The sequence below is a fragment of the Lentibacter sp. genome, assembly GCF_965658795.1.
GTDB lineage: Bacteria > Pseudomonadota > Alphaproteobacteria > Rhodobacterales > Rhodobacteraceae > Lentibacter.
In genome coordinates this window covers 51,469-72,765 of the sequence record NZ_CBFHTG010000001.1, presented here as the reverse complement: position 1 = coordinate 72,765, position 21,297 = coordinate 51,469, and the positions used below count along the sequence as shown (strand labels likewise).

Sequence of the window (21,297 nt, the reverse complement as noted above, 5' to 3'; positions counted from 1 at the left end):
AAAATCAGGGCCGCGCAGATCTGCGTGGCCCTTTCTGTTTTTTCAGACTGGTTGTTTGTTCAGACTGGCGGGTAAAACACGCCCCTAAAAACCTTCTCTGGAGCGCATTTTACTATTTTTTACAAGGCTTTAGCCAGCGACCATGTCAGATTCCATTTTGGAAATCTGCTCTTTGATCTTGAGTTTTTGCTTTTTGAGTTCTGCAATTTCGGAGTCTGGCGTACTGGGTGCACGTTGAAGGTGTTCGACACGTTCCGAGAGGGTTTGGTGCTTTCTCTTCAGTTCTTCGACATGTGCGTTCAAGCTCATTGCAATCTCCTCTGAAAATGTTGCGCTCTCAGTCGAGCACACTCAACATAATATGTCACGCCGCAGTTGCGAGAGGATCAGCAGGAAAATGCTGTCAAATCTTCGCAAAGGGCAGCGCAGCGGCATGGCGCAGCACCGCGTTCACAGCCACGGTGTAGCTCTCGCCATCGGCCCCGTGCGCGGCTCCCTCGTGCATGAGCAGCCCCGCATGAAGCCGAAACGCGGCGCGGCCCGAGTGGCGGGCGCGCAAAAGCACCAGCTGGGACGGCTGCCCCACACGCGGCACAATGGGCCAGAGCTCTGTCGAGCCAAGATAAGCAGGCAAGCCAGCCAAAAGCTCGGGCACACGCTCGGCCCGGCAGATGAGCGTGAGGTAGCCTTTGGGGGCAAGGCGGCGCGCGGCCGCCTCGAGCCAGAGAGACAAAGACGCGCCGCCCATGGCCACTTCACGGCCCGCATCATTGGCTTTGGAGCCTGTCTCACGGTCGAAATAGGGCGGATTGGTTATCACATGGTTAAAGCGCCGTTCTTTCAACGCCGCCGGCATATCAGCCACATTTCCTTTATGAACCGTTAACGCGACACCGTTTTCAGCCGCGTTTTGCACCGCCAGGTCGGCGTAGAAGGGTTGCAGCTCGAGGCCGTGCAGCTCTAGCCCCTCCACACGGGTGCCAAGGCAGAGCGCGGCAGCGCCTGCGCCGCAGCCCAGATCCAGCACGCTTTCGCCCGCTTTGGCAGGGATACAGGCCGCCAGCAAAACAGGATCAACCCCAGCACGATACCCTTGCTTTGGTTGCCAGAGGTTTAAGCGCCCGCCCAGAAAGGCATCATGTGTCAGCTCAGGGGTGCTCATATGGCTCAAGCCCGTTGTCGCGCAGCGTGCGCGCGGCTGCGGTGTAGTCTTCCTCGGCCACCATCAGACGGCGCGGAAAAATCCCGATGCCACCTTCGAGCACGCTCATATTTACGTCCATTTCAAACACGGCTATACCCTCGCCCTGAAGCAGCGCTTGGGCGAAAGCAAGATCGGCGATATTGTTGGTGCTAAGAAGCTGTTTCATAATGTGAATATGACCATTCGGCCAAGAATGTCGAGGCGTCTGACAGGAGCGTGAAAAGCGTGAGCGAACTGGCAAACAAACCGCACGAGAGACTGGCCGCACATTTGGCGGGAGGGATGGAGGCTGTCAACGGCCTGATCCGCGCCCGCATGGCCTCGGAACATGCCCCGCGCATCCCTGAAGTGACGCAGCATCTTGTGGAGGCGGGCGGCAAGCGTTTGCGACCCATGCTCACCCTCGCCGCTGCCGAGCTTTGCGGCTATGACGGCCCCTATCACATACACCTCGCAGCCACGGTCGAGTTTATCCATACGGCCACATTGCTGCATGATGATGTGGTCGATGAAAGCGAGAAGCGACGGGGCCGCCCGACGGCTAACCTCTTGTGGGACAACAAATCTTCTGTGCTTGTGGGAGATTATCTGTTCTCGCGGTCCTTCCAGCTGATGGTGGAGACAGGCAATCTGCGGGTGCTTGATATTCTGGCCAATGCCTCAGCGACAATCGCAGAGGGCGAAGTTTTGCAGCTCACGGCGGCGCAGGATCTTGCGACCGACGAGAGCGTTTATCTGCAAGTGGTGCGCGGCAAAACAGCGGCGCTGTTTTCGGCGGCCACCGAGGTGGGCGGTGTGATTGCAGGCGCGCCCGAGGCGCAAGTGAAAGCGCTGTTTGCCTATGGCGACGCGCTTGGGATTGCCTTTCAGATTGTGGATGATCTACTGGATTATCAGGGGGTTAGCGGCGCGACTGGCAAGAACATTGGCGACGACTTCCGCGAGCGCAAGCTGACCTTGCCACTGATCAAAGCGGTGGCCAAGGCCGATGCGGAAGAGCGTGCCTTCTGGAGCCGCACCATTGAAAAAGGCGATCAGCGCGAGGGCGACCTTGAGCAGGCGATTGCGCTTTTGCACAAGCATGGCGCGCTGAGCGACGCGCGCGCGGATGCCTTGGGCTACGCGGCTGCGGCGCGCGAGGCGCTGACGGTGCTGCCGGCGCACCCGCTGCGCGACATGCTGGACGCGCTGGCCGAATTTGTGGTGTCGCGCATCAATTAACCCTGCTGCCAAGAAGGTTAACGCCGCAAATGTGGCGTGATTCTCGGGGGGTGAAACCTGTGCACCGCGTGTGCACCATGCGTGCACCGCCCAAACAGGAAAGTGTTAACAGACATTAAGTAACCGCAGCGTACGCAGGTTTCGGGCCAAAGCGTCCCTTAACGCAGCGCGCGCCCCCGTGTGAGCGCGGGAGCCTTCGGCGAGGATATTTGAAGCAAAAAGAAAGAGTGGGGCCTAGAACGCCTCGGGGCGCGCCTCGCGGGCCATGTGGTCAAGCACGGCGTTGACGAAGCTTGGCTCTTTGCCTTCGGGGTGGAAGGCGCGGGCGATCTCGACAAACTCGGTGATCACAACCTTGGGCGGCGTGTCTGTCTGGGTGATCTCGGCCCCTGCGGCGCGAAAGAGGGCGCGCAGCGTCGGGTCGATACGGCCCAGCGGCCATTTGGCCACAAGAGCGCGGTCTGTCATTTGGTCAATCGCGGCCTGATAGTTGACCGCGTTTTTCATGAGCGTGGCAAACAGCGCAGAATCTCCCTCAAGCATCTCGCCCTCGTCATAGGAGGCGCCAAAGCGGTGATCTTCGAACTCCACCATCACGGCCTCGACCGTCTGGTGGGAGTGTTCCATCTGAAAGAGCGCCTGCACAGTGTAGAGCCGTGCGGCAGATTTCATTTTGCGTTTCTGGTTGCCTGAGAGCGTCATGCGGTAGGGTTGCCTTTGGATTTCTGGGCCAGCTGGTATTCTTCGCTCTCGGGTTTGAAGCCCGGAGTGCTGCGCTGACCGCCCCACTTACGGGCGAGAGCGATAAGATGCAAGGCCGCAGCGGCGGCACCGCCACCTTTGTTCATATCGGCCGGGTTTGCGCGCTCTTCGGCTTGGGCCATATTTTCGACGGTGAGGATTCCGTTGCCGATGCTGAGGCCTTGCAGCCCCAGAAGCGTGAGGGCGCGGGAGCTGTCGTTGCAGACGGTTTCATAGTGGGTTGTCGCGCCGCGAATGACGCAGCCAAGAGCGACATAGCCATCATAGTTTGACAGGCGCTCGGCCATGGCCACCGCTGTGGGCACTTCGAGGGCGCCGGGCACTTCGATCAGATCGCAGGTTGCCCCTGCTGCAGCGATCTCGGCGCGGGCGCCTGTGATCAGGTCGTTGGTGATGTCGCGATAGTATGGTGCGACCACGATGAGCAGCTTTACAGGCGCGTCAAACGAGGGGCGCGGCAGGATGTAATGTGTGACGGAGCTGGCCATGGTCTCAATCCTCCATAATCGGGCGTGTGCCCGTGATCGACAGGCCGTAGGCGTCGATGCCGACATAGACCGTTTTAGGGGAGTTGGTGAGCAAAGTCATTTCTGTAATGCCGAGGCTCGCGATGATCTGGCTGCCTATGCCTGTATGCTTCACGATGCGGGGGCCGTCTTCGTCTTCGGCCAGTGTCAGGCGCGGGGTTGGCTCGCGAAAGAGGATAACCGCGCCACGGCCCTCGGCGGCCACAATGCGCATGGCTTTGTGCAGCTCGTCCGACGGTGTCGGGCCAAGGCCAAGCACATCTTCCAGCTCGTTGAGCGCATGGGTGCGCACGAGCACGGGGCCATTGGTGGTGACGTCGCCTTTGATAAGGGCGATGTGCTCTGTGCCGCTGATCTGGTCGCTGAAGACGCGCATATCCCATGTGCCGCCGAACTCGGAGGTGACGGATTGGGCGCGTGTTTCGGTGACAAGGTTGTCGTGTTTGTGGCGGTAGGCGATGAGGTCGGAGATTGTGCCGATGAGAAGGCCATGCCGGGCGGCAAACTCCACAAGATCCGGCAGGCGCGCCATGGAGCCGTCGTCTTTCATGATTTCACAGATCACGCCTGCGGGCTTGCAGCCTGCGAGACGGGCGATATCGACGGCGGCTTCTGTGTGGCCAGCGCGCACAAGCACGCCGCCGTTGCGCGCGCGCAGAGGAAAGACATGACCCGGTGTCGCGATGGCAGCGGAGGTGTTTTGCGCGTTGATTGCCGTGGCGATGGTGAGTGCGCGGTCGGAGGCAGAGATGCCTGTGCTCACGCCTTCGCGGGCCTCGATCGAGACGGTGAAGGCCGTCTCGTGGCGCGAGGAATTGTTCACAGCCATCATGGGGAGGCCCAAGCGGTCGATCCGCTCGGATGTCATGGGCAGGCAGATAAGGCCGCGGCCATGGGTGGCCATAAAGTTGACAGCGGCCGCATCGGCAAATTCGGCGGCGATGACAAGGTCACCCTCGTTTTCGCGGTCTTCATGGTCGACCAGAACAAACATCTTGCCTGCGCGCGCAGCCTCGATGATCTCTTCAATCGGAGCGATCGCGTCTTTCAGGCTCGCTTCGAGCGGTCCTGGCTTGGTGAATGCATCTGTCATGGCGGCCTCTTTGCTTGCGATTGGGTGATTAGCAGGCGGACGTGGGATTTGCCAGAGGGCAAGTCTGCTTGCCGCTGCGTTACAGTGCCCAAGCGTCAAGGCTGTTTCCTGGAATGCGTTAAGGAAGCGTTAACCATTCTCTTTTAACCATTTCCAACCAAATTATACAGGCGGCGCAAAATGACTCTCAATGAGGTTTCACTGCCGATGGACCGCCCACCAGAGCGCTATATCGAGCGCATGAAAAAGCTCAGCCCCTGGTTGGCGGTCACGGCCCTTTTTATTATTGTATACACTGTTTACCTTGATCACTTGAGCCTGACACTCTTGCTCACCCCCTATCAGGGCGGTGCCGCCACTTCGCCTGCGACGGGGCTGTCGGTGGTGTGTCTGGCATTTGCGATCATCTGCAAGAGGGCACATAGACGGCGCACCGCCCTGCTCGGCTTGGGCCTCGTTATCGCCTTTACAGCCAATGTTTTTCCAGAGCGGTGGGCCAGCTTTGCGCAGCAGTTCGAGTTTCACGGCAAAATGGGGCTTGACACATATTTTGTCATCACACTTCTGACCCTTGCCAATCTGCTCGCACGCCCGTTTTACAAGACGGGTGCAGCCATGGCACTTACCGCCTTTGTGATCCTGTTCAATTCCATGCTCGGCTATAGCTTTGGCCTGTCATATCTCTCGGGCCAGATGGCCTTTGGCAGCATGACGGCCCTGATGCTTTTGACCCTTGCGACATTGACCCTTTTTCTGGACTTCGGCCCAACGCGTGTTGTTTTCCTCAACACAGACATCGGCCAGAGCACGCGCGTGACAGCTTTGGTGAGTGTTGTGGCACCGTGGGTTTGCGGCATGGTCTTGCACCACATTGTTGGCGTGCAGCCACGCGCCTATCCTATGGAAGCGGTGATGGTAACGGCGATCATTGCCACAGGTATTGTCATGGCCATCCGCTCTGGCAACTTTCTGGAGCGCACCGATGCGCAGCGGCGCACGGCCACAAGCGCGCTTGAGGTTCTGGCGCTCACCGACCCGCTCACAGGGCTATACAACCGCGAGGGCGCAAAGCGCCTGCTGCGCCAAAGGCGGCTTGCAGCCCCCAACAGAAAGCGCGAGTCGGCCGTTGTTTTTGTCGATATTGACCACTTCAAAGCCATCAACGACAGCCATGGTCACGCTGTAGGCGATTTGGTGTTGAAATCCATTCAGCCAGCGATTGCGCCTGTTTTGGACAAATCAGACATCATCACCCGCTGGGGGGGAGATGAATTCATGATTTATGTGGAAGTGAAAGCCATCGAGAGCCTGCCTGCTCTTGTCGAGAAGATGCGCGCGGCGGTTGCCAACCTCTCGTGCGATATTTCCAGTGTTACAGACGGCCTTGAAACCTCTCTCCCAGAAACAGTTACAGCCTCGTTCGGCGTGAGCCTGTGGGACAGGTCACGCCAGTTTGAAACCGCACTAGAGCGCGCGGATATAGCGCTCTACCGAGCCAAGCACCGTGGGCGAAACTGCATTGATTGCGACGGGTTTATCCGCGCCGCCGCACGCACAGCCGAAGCCAAGCTGGCGCGTGCAGCACAAGGCTAGCGCGCTCAGAACTGCCAGAGCGTGGGCACAAAGCGGTATGCCTCGCCATCACGCATGACATGGCCAACCCCCGGGAACGGGAAGTGATAGCCAAGCAGCGCGACACGGTCGTTTGCGGCCATATCCAGCAGCGCTTTGCGGGTGGCAACGGTCTGCTCCCCGTCGCTGTCAAAACCGTTGAACCACTGGGGCTGTGCAAAGTTTGTCCAGGCGTGGCTCATGGCGTCGCCCAGCGCGATCAGGGACTGATCGCCGCTATCAAGGCGCACAGACATGTGGCCCGGCGTATGGCCCGGTGTGTTGATGAGCGTGACACCGGAGACAACTTCGTAGCCCTCGCCGGCGAGCGTCCACTCGACACCCTCGGTGGCGAAGCTGTTGACCGCGCCAGCCACAAACTGCAGCATTTCGGGGGAGACACGGTCGGCCAAGCCGTCCTGGCTCCAGTAGGCGTGCTCGGCCTCGCCGATGATGTATTCGGCCTCAGGGAAGAGCGGCTCATCAAAGTCGTCGCGGATGCCCCAGATATGATCGGGGTGGGCATGGGTGATGACAACATGTGTGATGTCACTTGGCGTGAGGCCTGCGGCCTCAAGGTTGCTCACAAGGCGGCCTGTTGTGTCAAACCAGCGGTTGCCAGAGCCGACATCCACCAGCACCTTGGCCTCGCCTGTCTCGATCAGGAGGTGGTTGGTGTGGCTGTACCCCTCTTCAGGCGAGAGGTAGTGCGCGCTGAGGAACGCCTGCACCTCTTCGCGCGGGGCGTTGATGCCAAGGCCCGTGGTGGGCACGGAAAAGAAGCCGTCAGAGAGCACGCTGAGCTGCACATCGCCCATGGAGAAGCGGAACACACCACCGTTGCCAGCAGCAGGCGCGCCGAGCGGCGCAGCAGAGGCCTGCGCCAGCGTGGCAGGCAGCGCAAAAGCTGGCATGGCAGCGGCTATTTTCAGAATATCACGGCGGGTTGGTTTGATCAGGCTCATGGCGGGCTCCCCTTTTGATTTTGGGAGAGTCTAAGCGCTAGACGGCCAAACGCAATGCTTTTCGTGAATGTGTTAGAGGGTTTCGGCCAGCCGCGCCACGTAGCGCGCGAGCGTATCGATCTCGAGGTTGATGCGGTCACCGACTTTGGCCGCGCCCCATGTGGTCGCGTCTTTGGTATGGGGGATGAAATTGATGCCAAAGCTTGTGCCTTCGACCTCATTGACGGTGAGCGAGGTGCCATCAAGCGCCACAGAGCCTTTGGGCGCGATGAAGCGGGCGAGCTCTTTGGGCGCCTCAAGGGTGACGCGGGTGCTGTCGCCCTCATCCTTCATGGCGGTGATGACGGCAACGCCATCAACGTGGCCCGAAACGATATGCCCCCCGAGCTCGTCGCCGACCTTGAGCGCGCGCTCCAGATTGACGCGGCCCCCTTTGACCCATGCGCCGATGTTGGTTTTGGCGACGCTTTCAGCGGAGATCTCGACATCAAACCAGCCCTCGCCCAGCGCGATGGCCGTCAGGCAGACGCCGCTACACGCGATAGAGGCACCGATATCAACTGTCCGGGTGTCATAAGACGTGCCGATGCGCGCGCGCAGATCGCCGCGCTGCTCAAGCTCAAGGATGGTGCCGATATCTGTGATGATGCCTGTGAACATGCTGTGCCCTCTCGCGCTGTTGGCTTTGAATAGCGCGCGCGTGCAGGGGCTGCAAGAAAGGGCTGGCTTTTGAGGCGGGATTCACCATATTTTCACCACAGTCAGCGTTTATTAAAGGGTCAGAGCAATACCAACAAGCGCGAGACATATGGGCAATATCACTGGTGATAACCGTGTTTTCCTGTTTTTGCAGGGGCCACATGGTCCGTTTTTTGACCTTTTGGGCAAAATGCTGGGCCGTGCGGGCGCACAGGTGTGGCGCGTGGGCTTTAACGCGGGTGACCGTGCCTTCTGGTTCAGCTCCAAAAGTTACATCCCCTACCGTGGCACTCTGGCCGAGTGGGACGAGACCTTTGCCAGCATTGTGGCTGACAAGGGCATCACCGACATTGTGCTTTATGGCGACACACGGCCCATCCATGCGCAGGCGGTGGCGCAGGCGCGCGCTTTGGGCCTTCAAGTGCATGTGTTTGAAGAGGGCTACATGCGCCCCTATTGGGTCACCTATGAGCGCGGCGGCGCAAACGGGCATTCAAAACTGATGGACATGAGCATCGCGCAGATGCAGGCTGGCTTGGCGCATTCGGATATGGACACGCCTCTGCCCCCTGCCCGCTGGGGCGACACGCGCCAACACGTGTTTTATGGCGCGCTCTACCATTGGTTTGTGATGTTTCGAAATGGCGACTACCGCAACTTCAAGCCCCACCGCGCGCTGAGCGTGACCAAAGAATTCCAGCTCTACCTCAAACGCCTGATGCTTATGCCACTGCAAGCGCTGGAGCGCGGGCTGGCCACATGGCGTATTCGCAACGGCGGCTTTCCCTACCATCTGGCGCTGTTGCAGCTGGAGCATGACAGCAGCTTTCAGATGCACTCGCCGTTCGAGAGCATGACCGACTTTCTGGATGTGGTGATGCGCGGCTTTGCCGAGGGTGCACCCAAACACCACCACCTTGTCTTCAAGGCCCACCCGCTGGAAGACGGCCGCGTGCCTTTGCGCCGCGAGATCAGGCGTCTGGCGGGCGAGCTGGGTTTGAAGGGCCGTGTGCATTATGTGCGCGGCGGCAAGCTGGCCGCCCTTCTGGCCGATGTGCGCAGCGCCGTGACCGTAAACTCGACCGCCGCACAACAAGTGCTGTGGCGGGGGATCCCGCTCAAAGTGTTTGGCCGCGCGGTGTATGACAAGCCAGAGTTTGTCTCGACCCAAGCGCTGCCTGTGTTTTTCAGCGCAGCAAAGCGCCCCGACCATAAGGCCTATCAGGACTATCGCCGCTACTTGCTGGAAACCAGCCAGGTTCCGGGCGGATTTTACTCCGCACGCGGGCGCCGCCAGCTGATGCGCATGGTTGTCGATATGATGCTCAGTGATGACGACCCCTACGATGCGCTGGAGAGCGGAACCGCGGCTCCGAGGCAACAGTTGCGGTTGGTGCAGTGACAGACACTAAGTCTAACGCTTTATTTTTATTTTAAACTGGGTTAGTCTCGGATCAATAACGGCGCGCAAAGTGCTGAATCTGAGGCAGAATAATAATAGGTCGAGGAGACCGAGCAGTGAAACCCGTAACTCCTAGCTGGGCGCGATTTGTCGCGCTAGTAGCCGCTCTCGCGGTCGTGTCATCTTGTGGCCTGCCGCGTGTTGGCCCCAACAAACGTGAAATTTTTGAAGGCTCTGTGCAGCGCAGCGGCGATGCGTTTATCGTTTCGGTAAACGATCGGGTGACACGCGCCACGGCGGTTGTCCCGGCGCTTGGCTTTAGCGATGCGTTTAAAAACGCCGGGCTGATCGGCTCGGACACCATCCGCCCGGGCGACACACTCGGCCTGACCATTTGGGAAAACGTGGATGACCCCCTTCTCGGCTCTTCAGGGCCGACAGGATCTGGCGCAGCCATTCTTGAAGAAGTGCAAGTCGATGCCGCAGGGTTTATCTTTATCCCCTACGCAGGCCGCATTCGCGCCTCGGGCAACACCCCCGAAGCAATCCGCAAGGTGATCACCCGTAAATTGGGCGAGCAGACGCCAGACCCGCAGGTGCAGGTGCGCCGCCTTGCAGGCGATGGTGCAAGCGTTAGCCTTGTCGGCTCTGTCGGTGGCCAAGGGGTCTTCCCCATCGAGCGCCCGACACGCACGCTTTCAACCATGCTGGCCAATGCTGGCGGCATCACCATTGAACCCGAAATTGCCCAGATCACCGTGTTGCGCGGCGGTATGCGCAGCAAAGTCTGGTTTCAGGACCTCTACAAGCACCCCGAACTCGACATCGCCCTGCGCGACGGCGACCGTATCTTGGTGGAAGAAGACACCCGCAGCTTCACCGCCCTTGGCGCAACCGGCACACAGGCACGTGTTGCCTTTGAAAGCCAAACGCTGAGCGCCATTGAGGCGATTGCGCAAGTCGGTGGTCTCTCCACGGCCTCGGCGGATCCGACAGGTGTGTTTGTCTTCCGCAACGAGCCTGCCGAGATCGCCAATATGGTGATGGGCCGCCAAGACCTTCAGGGCGCACAGCGTGTGGTCTATGTGCTTGATCTGACCCAGCCCAACGGCATGTTTCTGGCCCGCGACTTCTCTGTACGCGACGATGACACGCTCTATGTGACCGAAGCGCCGTTTACCCAGTGGGATAAGACGATTTCAGCGCTCACAGGGTCACTGGCGACAGCCGACACGCTGGCCACCTTCGGCAGCGGAGGCTAAGCCCCCTTGGCGGGAACGCCTGACACCAAAGAAGCCGCCGATGCAGCACTGCGTCGGCGGCTTTTCTATTATAACGCCGGTTTTTTGCGCCAGCGCCGCTTGCGCCGCATCCTCACGCTGGCGGGATATGAGCTGCAACTTGGCAAGCCCGCATCAGACGATCTTGTCGCGGTCTGGGGCCGCTCGCCCTATGCCACGCGCGGCGAGGCCATGGCGGCGCGCACAGGCGCGGGGCTGCTGCGCATTGAGGACAGCTTCTTGCGCTCGCTCAGGCCCGGGCGCGCAGGCGAGCCGCCAATCGGGCTGATGATTGATGATCTGGGCGTGCATTTTGACGCCAGCCAGCCTTCGCGGCTTGAGCATATTCTGGCCAATGACCCGCTGGATGACGCCGCCGAGCTCAAGCTTGCGCGCGCAGGTATCGCACGGATGAAAGACGGCCACCTGAGCAAATATGCAGGCTTTGCGCCTGACACGCCCTGCCCCGAAGCGGGCTATGTGCTGGTGGTGGACCAGACACGCGGAGATGCCTCCGTGCGCCACGGGCGGGCCGATGCGAACACCTTCAAAGAGATGCTCTACTACGCGCAAGAGGCCCACCCCAACGCGCGCATTGTCATCAAAACCCACCCCGAGACACGCGAGGGCTTTCGCCAGGGCTATTTTGGCCCAGAGGATGCCAGCCGCAAGATCACGCTGTTTGACGGCGCAGTCAGCCCTTGGGCGCTGATGGAGGGCGCCTTGGCGGTTTACACCGTTTCCAGCCAGATGGGCTTTGAGGCGATCCTGGCGGGGCACAGACCTGTTGTCTTCGGGCAGCCGTTTTATGCGGGCTGGGGCCTGACGGATGACCGCAACCCCCACCCGCTGCCCCGCCGTGGGCGCAAGCTGACCGCAGCACAGCTTTTTGCGGGCGCGATGATCAAGGCCAGCACGTGGTATGACCCTTGCGAAGATGCGCTCTGCGGGTTTGAGCAGGCCTTGGGCAGCTTTGAGGCCCATGTGCGCAGCTGGCGCGAGGACCATATGGGCTGGCAGGGAGCCGAAATGCGGCTCTGGAAGCGTGCGCCTTTGCAGAAGTTTTTTGGCGGCCACAGGCGGATGCGCTTTGGCGGCGCGCCCAAGGGCGCGCGGCGCGCGATGGTTTGGGCGGGCTTTGCCACTGAGGGAGATACGCGGGTGCGGCTGGAAGACGGCTTCCTGCGCTCGCGCGGGCTTGGCGCGGACCTGACCCCGCCCCTGAGCCTCGTGCTGGATGATCTCGGGATATATTATGACCCGACGCGCGAGAGCCGCCTGGAACGGCTGATCAAGGCGCGGGCGCAGTTGCGCGACGACCAGCGCACCCGTGCGCAGGCCTTGATCGAGGCGATCTGCGCAGACGGGGTGACGAAGTATAACCTTGCTGGCAATGATGCCGCCCTGCCCGAAGGTTTGCCAGAGGGCGCGCGTGTGCTGGTGCCGGGGCAGGTCGAAAATGACGCCTCGATCCGTCTTGGCGCAGGCGATATCTGCACCAACCTTGCGCTTTTGGAAGCGGCACGCGCGGCGCACCCCCATGCTGTGATTGTGTTCAAGCCCCACCCCGATGTGGAGGCCGGTTTGCGCCCCGGGGCTGTGCCTGCCGAGGCGCTTGTGGGGCTTGCAGATGTGCTGGTTGAGCGCGCCAATGCGCATACGGTTCTGGCGCAGGTTGATGAGGTTTTCACCATGACCTCGCTTTTAGGGTTTGAAGCGCTGTTGCGCGGGCTGAAAGTGACCACAACTGGCGCGCCTTTCTATGCGGGCTGGGGGCTGACGCGGGACATGGGCCGCGTGCCTGCGCGGCGCAGCCAGCATGTGAGCCTTGAGGCGCTGGCCCATGCCGCGCTGATTGACTACCCCCGCTATTTTGACCCTGTCAGCGGGCGTCCTTGTGCGCCCGAACTTGCGCTGAAGCGCTTGGCCGCAGGCGGCTATGGGCGCGGGCCTGCAAACCGTGCTCTTTCAAAGCTGCAAGGGGTCTTTGCGAGCTATGCCCACCTCTGGCGGTGATTGCGCAAGCGCGCTTGCGCCCCTATCTTGAAGGGGAAGGAGTATGAGTATGACCCGATGGATATTTGGACTATGCCTTGCGCTGTTGGCCAGCCCTGCGGCGGCGTTTACGGCGGTGAACGGGGTCAGCGCCTTTTCCGAAGGTGGCCAAGGGCAGTTTGAGGTTGTGTCAGAGCCCGGCTCCGGCCCCCGCCAAATCTGGTGTGCCGCGGCGCAATTTGCCCGCTTTGAGCTGGGGGCTGCGGCGAACACCCGTATTTACCTCAGCCGCGCGATGGCCGCCTCTCCGCGCACCCCGCGCGCGCGCTCGGCCAGCTTTACCATTGCGCCGAATGAGGCGCTGAAAAGCGGCCCCAAACCCGGAGATGGGGGCAACTACTCGGTCTCGCTGAGCAAGCTTGGCTATAACCTGCGCCTTGCCCATGCCGAGGGCTTTTGTGAGCGCATCATTGACGACATATTTGACTGAACCATGCAGAGCGACTTTGAGATCAGCACAAGAGGCCAAGGGCTCTATGAATTTACCCGCGATGTGGCGGGCTGGCTCGGAGGCCGTGGCGATGGTTTGCTGACACTGATGGTGCGCCACACCTCTTGCTCCCTGCTCATTCAGGAGAATGCAGACCCGGAGGTGCAAAGCGATATGCGCGCGTTTTTCGCCCGCCTTGTGCCGCCTTCAGATGACCCGACGATGCGCTACCTCACCCATACCTACGAAGGCCCCGACGATATGCCTGCACATATCAAAGCCGCCATGTTGCCTGTGAGCCTGAGCATCCCTGTTCTGGCGGGGCAGATGCGACTTGGGACATGGCAGGGGATCTATCTTTTCGAGCATCGCGACGCGCCACACAGCCGAACTGTAGCGGCTCATTTTGCGACTGACACCCGCTGAGGCGGCGATGGAAACCAAACTGCAACATTCCCCTTACACTTCATGTTGGGCATGCATTTGACCTCTACCCAAACCCTAGAGGCTGCCCTATAGTGCCTGTGGATAAGTGGGGGCCAACCCCACATCTTTGAGGCGGAACAAGAAAAGAAGGGGGACGGCCAATGCGCTGCCCGTTTTGCGGAAATATCGACACCCAAGTAAAAGACTCGCGCCCAGCCGAAGACCATGTGTCTATCAGGCGTCGGCGCTTTTGCCCGGCCTGTGGCGGGCGGTTTACCACATATGAGCGCGTACAGTTGCGCGACCTTGTGGTTATCAAAACCAACGGCAAGCGCGAAGACTTTGACCGCGACAAGCTCGAACGCTCTATTCGCATGTCTATGCAAAAGCGCCCTGTTGAGCCGGAACGCATTGATCAGATGATCTCGGGCATTGTGCGCCGCCTTGAAAGCATGGGCGAAACAGACATCGCCTCGCGTGTGATTGGCGAGATCGTCATGGAGACGCTCGCGCGGATCGACACGGTGGCCTATGTGCGCTTTGCCAGTGTTTACAAAAACTTCCAGGCGGCAGACGACTTTGACAAATTTGTCAGCGAGTTGCGCCCAGACGTAAAACCCGAAGAGACGTGAACCGCTCTGACGAAAGCTATATGCGCACCGCCCTGGGCTTGGGGCGGCGCGGGATGGGCCAGACATGGCCCAACCCTGCCGTTGGCTGCATCATTGTGAACGCGGGCCGCATTGTGGGCCGCGGCCACACACAGGCGGGGGGACGCCCCCACGCCGAAACAGAAGCTCTGGCGCAGGCTGGCGCGCGCGCCAAGGGCGCGACAGCCTATGTCACTCTTGAGCCCTGCTCACACCAAGGCCAGACACCTCCCTGCGCCAGCGCCTTGATCGCCGCCGGGATTGCGCGTGTTGTGGCCCCGCTTGAGGACACAGACGCCCGCGTCTCGGGCCGCGGGTTCGAGATGTTGCGCGACGCGGGCATCGAGGTGACACTTGGCGTTTGCGCAGCCGAGGCCGCGCAAGACCACGCAGGGTTTCTCAAGCTCCAGACCGTTGGCCGCCCTTTTGTGACACTCAAACTGGCCAGCAGCTTTGACGGGCGCATCGCCACCGCGACAGGCGAAAGCCAGTGGATTACGGGGCCTGAAGCGCGCGCCGATGTGCACCGCTTGCGCGCCCGCCACGACGCGGTGATGGTTGGTGCAGGCACAGCCCGTGCCGATGACCCCATGCTGACCGTGCGCGGCTTTGGCGAGATACGCCAGCCCGTACGCATTGTGGTCTCGCGCCGCCTTGACCTGCCGATGATGGGCAAGCTTGCGCTGAGTGCAAAAGACGTGCCGCTTTGGCTCTGCCACGGGCCAGATGCGGACAGCTATTTGGTTGAGGCCTGGAGCGGGATCGGGGCAAAGCTTTTGCCCTGCGCTCTGCGGGGCCGCGAGCTTGATATTGTCTCGGTGCTCGACGCATTGGGCGAAGCCGGGCTGACCCGCGTGTTCTGCGAGGGCGGCGGCGCTTTGGCGGCTTCACTTCTCGGGGCCGACCTTGTGGACGAGCTTGTCGGCTATACTGCAGGCATGGCCATTGGTGCAGAAGGGCTGCCAAGCGTTGGCGCTCTGGGGCTGGAACGGCTCACGCAAGCGCCCCGATTTGCGCTGGCTGAGACACGGCCCGTAGGCGCTGATGTGATGCACCGCTGGGTGCGCGCTACCAGTTAAAGCTCACAGAGCCAGGGTCGCACTCAAGGCGCGCCAGCTCTTTGCCCGCTTGGCTGACAACAATGCCTGCCGAGACAAAGACTTCAACTTCACCGCCCTCTTCTTCAGGGTAAAAACGGTCAATTGCACCGAAGACAGTGTAGGTCACGTCACTGTTTCGAAAGGCGAGCTCTTCCCAGATTGTCGCGCCCATGCCCGACCACGGAGTGTACTCAAATTGGGTGTCTTGCACTGTCAGCGCCAGATCGGCTTTGCCAGCCGCGCTCCCGAACCAATAGGAGGCACGGGCCTCGCCACGGCACGTCTCAAGCTTCTTTTTCCCGTCTTTCAGGGTACATGACACAAACTCTGTCTCACCGACGGCACAGCCGGCACTCGCAAACCCTGGCACCATGAGCGCCAGTACAAAAGCAGTTGTTTTAATCATGGTCATCTCCACAAAAAAGAGCCCCGAAGGGCTCTTTTGAATTTACTGGTCGAGGAAGCTGCGCAGTTTGCGGCTGCGGCTTGGGTGCTTCAGTTTACGCAGCGCCTTGGCTTCGATCTGGCGGATACGTTCGCGTGTAACGCTGAACTGTTGGCCCACTTCTTCGAGCGTGTGGTCGGTGTTCATCCCGATGCCGAAGCGCATGCGCAACACGCGCTCTTCGCGCGGGGTGAGCGAGGCGAGAACACGGGTTGTTGTCTCTTTGAGGTTCTCCTGAATGGCAGAATCCAGAGGCAGAACCGCGTTCTTGTCTTCGATGAAGTCACCAAGCTGTGAATCTTCCTCGTCGCCAATCGGCGTTTCAAGGCTGATCGGCTCCTTGGCGATTTTCATCACCTTGCGCACCTTCTCAAGCGGCATTTGCAGCTTTTCGGCCAGTTCTTCAGGCGTTGGCTCGCGGCCAATCTCGTGAAGCATCTGACGGCCTGTGCGCACGAGTTTGTTGATCGTTTCGATCATGTGCACAGGAATACGGATGGTGCGGGCCTGGTCAGCGATGCTGCGGGTGATGGCCTGACGGATCCACCATGTCGCATAGGTCGAGAACTTGTAGCCACGGCGGTATTCGAACTTATCGACCGCCTTCATGAGGCCGATGTTACCTTCCTGAATAAGATCAAGGAACTGGAGGCCACGGTTTGTGTATTTCTTGGCGATCGAAATAACGAGACGCAGGTTGGCCTCGACCATTTCTTTCTTGGCCTGACGGGCCTCTTTTTCACCTTTTTGAACCTGACCGACAATGCGGCGGAACTCGGAGATATCAAGACCGACATATTGACCGACCTGAGCCATGTCAGAGCGCAGCTCCTCGACCTTGTCAGCAGAGCGCTCGATAAACATCTGCCAGCCACGGCCAGCCTTATCGGCCATTTCTTCCATCCACGTCGGGTCAAGCTCGCGGCCACGGTAGGCATCCACAAACTCTTTGCGGTTGATGCGGGCCTGGTCGGCCAGCTTCACCATGGAGCTGTCGATGGCCATGATGCGGCGGTTGATGCCGTAGAGCTGGTCAATCAGCGCTTCGATACGGTTGTTGTGCAGGTGAAGCTCGTTCACCAGCAGCACGATCTCGGAGCGCAGTTTCTGGTACTTCTTCTCGGCTTTGTCAGAGAAGCTGTTGTCTTCGTTGAGCGTTGCCGAGATGCGGCTGTCTTGCATCTCCGAGAGCTTGATATAGGCGTCGGCGATCTGGTCGAGCGTTTCAAGAACGCGTGGCTTGAGCGCGGCCTCCATCGCGGCGAGCGACATATTGGCCTGCTCGTCGTCATCGTCGTCATCGTCGTCATCCGAGCGGATCGGGTTGCCATCGGCATCAAGCTCGGGCTGGGCCTCGTCTTTTGAGGGCGCGGTGGGTGCATTGGCTGTCGGCACGCCGGGCACAGCGCCGACTTCGCCTTCTTCGCCAAGCTGGTCCCCGAAGGTTGTCTCAAGGTCGATAACATCGCGCAGCAGAATGTCTTCTGACAGAAGTTCGTCGCGCCAGATCGTGATCGCCTGGAAGGTCAGCGGGCTTTCGCACAGCCCGAGGATCATCGTGTTGCGGCCAGCCTCGATACGCTTTGCAATGGCGATTTCGCCTTCGCGCGACAGAAGCTCGACAGAGCCCATTTCGCGCAGATACATGCGCACGGGGTCATCTGTGCGGTCGAGCTTTTCAGCGTTGCCAGAGCCGAGCGTCAGCTCGCCCTTCTGGCCCACAGCGACAAGATCGCCCTGCTTTTGCTCTTCTTCTTCGGCTTCTTCATCTTCGATGATGTTGATGCCCATTTCCGAGAGCATCGACATAACATCTTCGATCTGCTCGGAGCTGACTTGTTCGGGCGGCAAGACCTGATTGAGCTGATCATAGGTGATGTAGCCCTTCTCACGCGCCTCGGCGATCATCTTTTTGACGGCCGCCTGGCTCATGTCGAGGGAGTTTTCTTCTTCTCCGTCGGGCTTGCGCTCATCGTTGTCTTTTGCAGCCATGGGTTGCTCCTTCAGAACTGGATCGCGGGTGATTCGTTAATCCGAATCATGGGCTATGCGAAGTGATTCGCAACCCGTTTACCCTGTTTTCGTTAGCGCTTCCTCACGAAAACGCATTAATCGGACGAATCAGTGTGACCAATTTGCGCCATTAAGGCTGCAAAGGCCTCTCTTTCGCTCTTGCTGATTCGGGCTCCGTTTTTCCCGAGGTGGTACTCGGTGTTGTCTTCTGTGCCCCCGCTTTGGGCCCGCCCCACCGCCGCAGCGGCCTGTGACAAGCGCCATGTGACCGCTTCATCGGCAAGGTCAGCAAGGTCTTCTTCGGCTTCGGCTATTTCGGCTTTGAGGCCACGGTTGGCCTCAAGCTTGGCGAGTTCCTCTGCCACAGTCGTGCGCACAAGGTCAGCGTCCGCCGCCTCTTTGAGCGCGGGGACTATGCGCAGATGGGGGGCCGAGAGCAGGTTTTCAAGCGTCTCGTGGCCAAGTCTTTCGGCCGCCTCCTCAAAGGCGGCCTCGCGCTCTTGGGCGCGCAGGCTCAAAACCACGGTGCGCAGGGCAGCCAGCTCGCTGTCAGGGCAATCGATCCGCTCAAGCGCATAATCAAAATCGCGGCAAAGCGAGGGGTGGCGCAAGAGCACGGCCAGAATAACGGTGATGCGCATCCGCTCCTGCGCGGCCTCATTGCCCGCGGCGAGGTAGCTGTTCTTGGTTTCGGTCAGCACAGGGGGCTGGGCCGGCTGCCAGCCGCCCTTGCCACGCCCTTTTTGAAAGCTGCCCTTGCCGCCGCCACTGCCGCCACCTGACGGCGCCCAAGCCTCGCGCTTGGGGCGAAAGAGCTGAAACCGCATTTCCTTGATCGCTTCGCCGTAGTGGCTGCGAATGGAAGGGTCACGGATGAGTTTGATCTTGTCGCGCAGCGCCTTGTCGAGCGCGGCCTTACGCTCGGGGCTGTCATAGACACGGCCCTCTGTCTCGCGGCTCCAGAGCAGGTTGACCATGGGCATGGCCTCTTCCAGAAGCTTGCGCACGGCCCCTGCCCCCTCGGAGCGCAGGATATCATCAGGGTCTTTGCCCTCGGGCATGAGCGAAAAGCGCAAGCTCTTGCCCGCCTCAAGCAGCGGCAGGGCAATATCAATCACCCGGTGCGCCGCGCGCAGGCCCGCTGTGTCGCCATCCAGCGCAATCACCGGCTCGTCAGAGACGCGCCAGAGCATCTGGAGCTGGTGCTCGGTGACAGCCGTGCCCAGCGGCGCAACAGAGGCCCCAAACCCCGCCTCAGAGAGCGCGATCACATCCATATAGCCCTCGGCTACCACAAGCGGCGCGCCCTTGCCCGCCGCCTCGCGCGCAGGCGCAAGGTTGTACAGCGTGCGCGACTTGTCAAAGAGCGGGGTTTCGGGCGAGTTGAGGTATTTGGCGTTGTCCGACGGGTCCATCGCGCGGCCGCCAAAGGCGATGGCGCGTTTGCGCGCGTCGCGGATCGGAAACATGATGCGGTTGCGGAAGGTATCATAGGGCTTGCCGCCCTTGTTGCTGGGCTTGGCAAGGCCCGCCTCTATGATCAGCTCGGGCTTCACGCCTTTGCCTGTGAGGTGATCCCAGAGGTTTTGCCAGCCTTCGGGCGCAAAGCCGATTTCAAAGCGCTCTTGGGTGGCTTCTTTCAGGCCGCGCCTGTCAAGATAGTCGCGCGCCGCCGCCCCTGCACCTGTCTTGAGCTGGAGGCGGTAGAACTGCACTGCCTGTTCCATGACACCAGCCAGCTCGGTGTGTTTGTCGGCCTTTTCCTGCGCGCGCGGGTCGCGGGCGGGCATAGGCACCCCTGCTTCGCGCGCAAGGATCTCGACGGCCTCCATGAACGAGACATTCTCGGTGTCTTTGATAAAGCCGATGGCGTCGCCTTTGGCGTGGCAGCCGAAGCAATAATAAAAGCCCTTGCGGTCATCGACATGAAACGAGGCGGATTTTTCCTGGTGAAAGGGGCACGGTGCCCACATATCGCCTTTGCCCTGATTTGATTTGCGCTGATCCCAGATAACCTTGCGGCCCACGACCTGGCTGAGCGAGGTGCGGTTGCGAAGCTCATCAAGAAATCCGGGTGGCAGCGACATGCTTCATATATGGTCAGATCTGGCGGGGGTGCAAGTCACTCAATCTCGAGCGCTGCGCATTGTTCGACAAAGGCTGCCGGCACATCATTGGTCTTCAGGTCTTTGCGCGGCAACGTGTAGATATAGCCCACAAGCAGCGGAATAGCGCCCTGAATGGCCTCTTCTGTGGTGGCTTTGATCTCGTCTTTGGCCTTGGCCTCGCCTCTGCGCTTGAGGCGCAGTTCAACCGCTTTGGCGACGATCTCGCCTTGGGCTTCGCAGCGGGCAGTGCGCTCTTCAGCGGTTTCGGCAGTGGATGCGCCTGTCATGAGCATGAAGGCGACTGTGGTTGTGAGCAGATGTTTCATGGGCGGCTCCTGTCTTGTGCTTGAGGGGAACCTAGCGAAGGCCGCCACCAGAGTCAGCCGTGAAAGCGCAAAATATGCGTGGCGTGCGCTGGCCCCGCACCGCCCTTGACACAAGCTGCGCAAAGCCATGTGTCACCACAGCGCGCGCAAGCGTTAACGCGGCGGCAAAGCCTCAAACAGGGGGGGGTGAAACCCGTGCACAACGCGTGCACCCCCTGTGCACCGGGTGGCGCGCCTGAGCGCGCGTGAAAATTGGTAAAGGCAGCGTGCGCTTAAGCGCGATACGTGCCGCGCGCCATGTGCCAGTGCAGCATAATGGGCGGCGCAAAGAGCAAGAGCCAGCCCATGGTGAAATAGATATAGATCAGCGCGGGCCACCAGAGCACAGCAAAGACCAACCCCACCGCGCCCGCTGTGCGCATGGCGGCACTTTGGGACAGAAAGCGCAGCAGCCCGAGCTGAAAGAGCTTACCACCGTCAAGTGGCTGCACCGGCAGCAGGTTGAAGACAAAGAGCGCAATATTGATCCGCGCGAAAAGGAAGAGGTAGCTGCCCACCGTATCAAGCCCCATATCGGGGCTTGAGTAGATCAGCCATGCCCCCAAAGACGACAGCGCCCAGAGCGCGAGGTTGACGATGGGGCCCATGGCAATGATCAGCTCTTGCTCGTTTCGGCGCGCCGAGCGGGCGTGTTCACAAAAGCCCCCGCCCCCGTGCAGCACAATCCGCCGCACCGGCACGCCCTGTACAAGGCAGCCCCACGCATGGCCAAGTTCGTGCAGATAGATCGAGGTGAGCAGCATCGCCACCAAAATGGCGACCCAGATGATATTGCCAAACCCCGAGAGCACGAGCAGCAACCCCGCCAGCATCACAAGCGACTGGGAGACCTCGACCGGCACGCCAAGAAGACCACGGAAAGAGAAAAGCGTTGGACCCGTTTGAAACATAGAGGCATGTTTGGCCCGAAGCGCTGGCTG

General features: G+C 60.4%; 22 protein-coding genes. 9 read left to right on the top strand and 13 right to left on the bottom strand.

All coding sequences use genetic code 11. The annotated features are described in order from the left end of the window. Positions 1–129: 129 nt before the first annotated feature. The 3 genes from ACTG3X_RS00385 to ACTG3X_RS00375 form a co-directional block, all read right to left on the bottom strand. A complete protein-coding gene (locus ACTG3X_RS00385) occupies positions 130–309 on the bottom strand; it encodes a YdcH family protein (RefSeq protein WP_439109238.1) in 180 nt (59 codons plus the stop codon). 94 nt (positions 310–403) lie between these two features. Continuing rightward, positions 404–1,162 (bottom strand): tRNA1(Val) (adenine(37)-N6)-methyltransferase, encoded by a 759-nt coding sequence (locus ACTG3X_RS00380; RefSeq protein WP_439109237.1) that lies wholly within the window; start codon positions 1,160–1,162, stop codon positions 404–406. Further along, positions 1,149–1,370, bottom strand: coding sequence for a putative signal transducing protein (locus ACTG3X_RS00375; protein ID WP_439109236.1), 222 nt, complete (start codon positions 1,368–1,370; stop codon positions 1,149–1,151). Before ACTG3X_RS00375 ends, ACTG3X_RS00380 begins: the two co-directional genes overlap by 14 nt. A gap of 116 nt (positions 1,371–1,486) precedes the next feature. On the opposite strand from ACTG3X_RS00375, the gene ACTG3X_RS00370 reads away from it, so the two are divergent. Then, a complete protein-coding gene (locus tag ACTG3X_RS00370; protein ID WP_439109441.1) occupies positions 1,487–2,425 on the top strand; it encodes a polyprenyl synthetase family protein in 939 nt (312 codons plus the stop codon). Between the two features lie 234 nt (positions 2,426–2,659). Here the strand turns inward: ACTG3X_RS00370 and nusB are convergent, their stop codons facing one another. From nusB to ribB, 3 genes are read right to left on the bottom strand one after another with little or no spacing between them, the layout of a single operon-like run. Further along, a complete protein-coding gene (nusB, locus tag ACTG3X_RS00365) occupies positions 2,660–3,127 on the bottom strand; it encodes a transcription antitermination factor NusB (RefSeq protein WP_439109235.1) in 468 nt (155 codons plus the stop codon). Continuing rightward, entirely contained in the window at positions 3,124–3,675 is a 552-nt protein-coding gene (locus ACTG3X_RS00360) for a 6,7-dimethyl-8-ribityllumazine synthase (protein ID WP_439109234.1), read from the bottom strand. The genes nusB and ACTG3X_RS00360 overlap by 4 nt, the downstream gene beginning before the upstream one ends. Positions 3,676–3,679: 4 nt before the next feature. Then, a complete protein-coding gene (gene ribB / locus ACTG3X_RS00355; RefSeq protein WP_439109233.1) occupies positions 3,680–4,807 on the bottom strand; it encodes a 3,4-dihydroxy-2-butanone-4-phosphate synthase in 1,128 nt (375 codons plus the stop codon). 180 nt (positions 4,808–4,987) lie between these two features. Between ribB and ACTG3X_RS00350 the strand changes: the two genes are divergently transcribed. Next, entirely contained in the window at positions 4,988–6,400 is a 1,413-nt protein-coding gene (locus ACTG3X_RS00350; RefSeq protein ID WP_439109232.1) for a diguanylate cyclase domain-containing protein, read from the top strand. Positions 6,401–6,405: 5 nt separating this feature from the next. On the opposite strand, the gene ACTG3X_RS00345 is transcribed toward ACTG3X_RS00350, so the two are convergent. Next, positions 6,406–7,383 carry an MBL fold metallo-hydrolase gene (locus tag ACTG3X_RS00345; RefSeq protein ID WP_439109231.1) on the bottom strand — a complete coding sequence of 326 codons (978 nt, stop codon included), beginning with the start codon at positions 7,381–7,383 and terminating at the stop codon, positions 6,406–6,408. 72 nt (positions 7,384–7,455) lie between these two features. Then, on the bottom strand, positions 7,456–8,043 hold the full coding sequence (locus ACTG3X_RS00340; protein ID WP_439109230.1) for a riboflavin synthase: 588 nt from the start codon (positions 8,041–8,043) through the stop codon (positions 7,456–7,458). Between the two features lie 148 nt (positions 8,044–8,191). Here ACTG3X_RS00340 and ACTG3X_RS00335 point away from each other — a divergent pair, with 148 nt between their 5' ends. The 7 genes from ACTG3X_RS00335 to ribD all read left to right on the top strand — a co-directional run bounded on the left by ACTG3X_RS00335 (position 8,192) and on the right by ribD (position 15,404). Further along, positions 8,192–9,484 carry a capsule biosynthesis protein gene (locus ACTG3X_RS00335; protein WP_439109229.1) on the top strand — a complete coding sequence of 431 codons (1,293 nt, stop codon included), beginning with the start codon at positions 8,192–8,194 and terminating at the stop codon, positions 9,482–9,484. A 116-nt stretch (positions 9,485–9,600) separates the two neighbouring features. Further along, positions 9,601–10,746, top strand: coding sequence for a polysaccharide biosynthesis/export family protein (locus ACTG3X_RS00330; RefSeq protein WP_439109228.1), 1,146 nt, complete (start codon positions 9,601–9,603; stop codon positions 10,744–10,746). A gap of 6 nt (positions 10,747–10,752) precedes the next feature. Next, positions 10,753–12,780, top strand: a complete 2,028-nt coding sequence (locus ACTG3X_RS00325) for a capsular polysaccharide biosynthesis protein (protein ID WP_439109227.1) — start codon at positions 10,753–10,755, stop codon at positions 12,778–12,780. 49 nt (positions 12,781–12,829) lie between these two features. Then, a complete protein-coding gene (locus ACTG3X_RS00320) occupies positions 12,830–13,249 on the top strand; it encodes a hypothetical protein (protein WP_439109226.1) in 420 nt (139 codons plus the stop codon). Positions 13,250–13,252: 3 nt separating this feature from the next. After that, on the top strand, positions 13,253–13,675 hold the full coding sequence (locus ACTG3X_RS00315; protein WP_439109225.1) for a secondary thiamine-phosphate synthase enzyme YjbQ: 423 nt from the start codon (positions 13,253–13,255) through the stop codon (positions 13,673–13,675). Between the two features lie 161 nt (positions 13,676–13,836). After that, positions 13,837–14,307, top strand: coding sequence for a transcriptional regulator NrdR (gene nrdR, locus ACTG3X_RS00310; RefSeq protein ID WP_439109224.1), 471 nt, complete (start codon positions 13,837–13,839; stop codon positions 14,305–14,307). Next, complete coding sequence (gene ribD, locus ACTG3X_RS00305; protein ID WP_439109223.1) at positions 14,304–15,404, top strand: bifunctional diaminohydroxyphosphoribosylaminopyrimidine deaminase/5-amino-6-(5-phosphoribosylamino)uracil reductase RibD; 1,101 nt, start codon at positions 14,304–14,306, stop codon at positions 15,402–15,404. Before nrdR ends, ribD begins: the two co-directional genes overlap by 4 nt. Here the strand turns inward: ribD and ACTG3X_RS00300 are convergent. The 5 genes from ACTG3X_RS00300 to ACTG3X_RS00280 form a co-directional block, all read right to left on the bottom strand. Next, positions 15,394–15,831, bottom strand: coding sequence for a hypothetical protein (locus ACTG3X_RS00300; RefSeq protein WP_439109222.1), 438 nt, complete (start codon positions 15,829–15,831; stop codon positions 15,394–15,396). The two genes, ribD and ACTG3X_RS00300, sit on opposite strands and share 11 nt — an antisense overlap. 42 nt (positions 15,832–15,873) lie before the next feature. Next, entirely contained in the window at positions 15,874–17,862 is a 1,989-nt protein-coding gene (gene rpoD / locus ACTG3X_RS00295) for an RNA polymerase sigma factor RpoD (protein ID WP_439109221.1), read from the bottom strand. 116 nt (positions 17,863–17,978) lie between these two features. Next, the gene (gene dnaG, locus ACTG3X_RS00290) at positions 17,979–19,970 is read right to left on the bottom strand and encodes a DNA primase (RefSeq protein ID WP_439109220.1); all 1,992 of its coding nucleotides are present in this window, start codon (positions 19,968–19,970) and stop codon (positions 17,979–17,981) included. A gap of 35 nt (positions 19,971–20,005) precedes the next feature. Further along, the gene (locus ACTG3X_RS00285) at positions 20,006–20,317 is read right to left on the bottom strand and encodes a hypothetical protein (RefSeq protein ID WP_439109219.1); all 312 of its coding nucleotides are present in this window, start codon (positions 20,315–20,317) and stop codon (positions 20,006–20,008) included. Between the two features lie 272 nt (positions 20,318–20,589). Next, entirely contained in the window at positions 20,590–21,267 is a 678-nt protein-coding gene (locus tag ACTG3X_RS00280; RefSeq protein ID WP_439109218.1) for a site-2 protease family protein, read from the bottom strand. Positions 21,268–21,297: the final 30 nt, after the last annotated feature.

What these genes read in the sequence shown, in the direction of transcription:
- ACTG3X_RS00385 (WP_439109238.1), bottom strand. Translation starts at nt 309, where the DNA reads ATGAGCTTGAACGCACATGTCGAAGAACTGAAGAGAAAGCACCAAACC.
- ACTG3X_RS00380 (WP_439109237.1), bottom strand. Translation starts at nt 1,162, where the DNA reads ATGAGCACCCCTGAGCTGACACATGATGCCTTTCTGGGCGGGCGCTTA.
- ACTG3X_RS00375 (WP_439109236.1), bottom strand. Translation starts at nt 1,370, where the DNA reads ATGAAACAGCTTCTTAGCACCAACAATATCGCCGATCTTGCTTTCGCC.
- ACTG3X_RS00370 (WP_439109441.1), top strand. Translation starts at nt 1,487, where the DNA reads ATGGAGGCTGTCAACGGCCTGATCCGCGCCCGCATGGCCTCGGAACAT.
- nusB (WP_439109235.1), bottom strand. Translation starts at nt 3,127, where the DNA reads ATGACGCTCTCAGGCAACCAGAAACGCAAAATGAAATCTGCCGCACGG.
- ACTG3X_RS00360 (WP_439109234.1), bottom strand. Translation starts at nt 3,675, where the DNA reads ATGGCCAGCTCCGTCACACATTACATCCTGCCGCGCCCCTCGTTTGAC.
- ribB (WP_439109233.1), bottom strand. Translation starts at nt 4,807, where the DNA reads ATGACAGATGCATTCACCAAGCCAGGACCGCTCGAAGCGAGCCTGAAA.
- ACTG3X_RS00350 (WP_439109232.1), top strand. Translation starts at nt 4,988, where the DNA reads ATGACTCTCAATGAGGTTTCACTGCCGATGGACCGCCCACCAGAGCGC.
- ACTG3X_RS00345 (WP_439109231.1), bottom strand. Translation starts at nt 7,383, where the DNA reads ATGAGCCTGATCAAACCAACCCGCCGTGATATTCTGAAAATAGCCGCT.
- ACTG3X_RS00340 (WP_439109230.1), bottom strand. Translation starts at nt 8,043, where the DNA reads ATGTTCACAGGCATCATCACAGATATCGGCACCATCCTTGAGCTTGAG.
- ACTG3X_RS00335 (WP_439109229.1), top strand. Translation starts at nt 8,192, where the DNA reads ATGGGCAATATCACTGGTGATAACCGTGTTTTCCTGTTTTTGCAGGGG.
- ACTG3X_RS00320 (WP_439109226.1), top strand. Translation starts at nt 12,830, where the DNA reads ATGACCCGATGGATATTTGGACTATGCCTTGCGCTGTTGGCCAGCCCT.
- ACTG3X_RS00315 (WP_439109225.1), top strand. Translation starts at nt 13,253, where the DNA reads ATGCAGAGCGACTTTGAGATCAGCACAAGAGGCCAAGGGCTCTATGAA.
- nrdR (WP_439109224.1), top strand. Translation starts at nt 13,837, where the DNA reads ATGCGCTGCCCGTTTTGCGGAAATATCGACACCCAAGTAAAAGACTCG.
- ACTG3X_RS00300 (WP_439109222.1), bottom strand. Translation starts at nt 15,831, where the DNA reads ATGATTAAAACAACTGCTTTTGTACTGGCGCTCATGGTGCCAGGGTTT.
- rpoD (WP_439109221.1), bottom strand. Translation starts at nt 17,862, where the DNA reads ATGGCTGCAAAAGACAACGATGAGCGCAAGCCCGACGGAGAAGAAGAA.
- dnaG (WP_439109220.1), bottom strand. Translation starts at nt 19,970, where the DNA reads ATGTCGCTGCCACCCGGATTTCTTGATGAGCTTCGCAACCGCACCTCG.
- ACTG3X_RS00285 (WP_439109219.1), bottom strand. Translation starts at nt 20,317, where the DNA reads ATGAAACATCTGCTCACAACCACAGTCGCCTTCATGCTCATGACAGGC.
- ACTG3X_RS00280 (WP_439109218.1), bottom strand. Translation starts at nt 21,267, where the DNA reads ATGTTTCAAACGGGTCCAACGCTTTTCTCTTTCCGTGGTCTTCTTGGC.